The organism is Bacillus sp. SIMBA_074 (assembly GCF_046534555.1).
In the GTDB taxonomy this organism is placed as follows: Bacteria; Bacillota; Bacilli; order Bacillales; family Bacillaceae_G; genus Bacillus_A; species Bacillus_A mycoides.
Genome location: NZ_JAWRYM010001231.1, coordinates 1 through 236, shown reverse-complemented (window position 1 = coordinate 236; position 236 = coordinate 1). Strand labels below are relative to the sequence as shown.

Here is a 236-nt window from a genome sequence, read left to right as displayed (position 1 = left end):
CCTCGCACCCGAGGCAAAAATCATGATGACAGCCGTCCCGATCAAAACAGTTCCCGTTCCCAAGTCTGGCTGAAGCATGATTAGCGCGAAACAGACGAACGGAATCCCCAATGCAGGAACTAGCCCTTTCCGAAACAGGACGACTTGTTTTTGGTTGTCCGACAGCCACTTCGCCAGGAAGGCAACAACACCCAGCTTGGCGAATTCACCAGGCTGAATCCCGAATGCACCAAACC

The 236-nt window shown here is 53.4% G+C and carries 1 protein-coding gene; it reads right to left on the bottom strand.

Translation table 11 applies throughout. From position 1 onward, the window contains the following. The coding region (locus tag SB773_RS34655) for an FtsW/RodA/SpoVE family cell cycle protein (RefSeq protein ID WP_410595085.1) at positions 1–236 on the bottom strand (236 nt) is incomplete at both ends.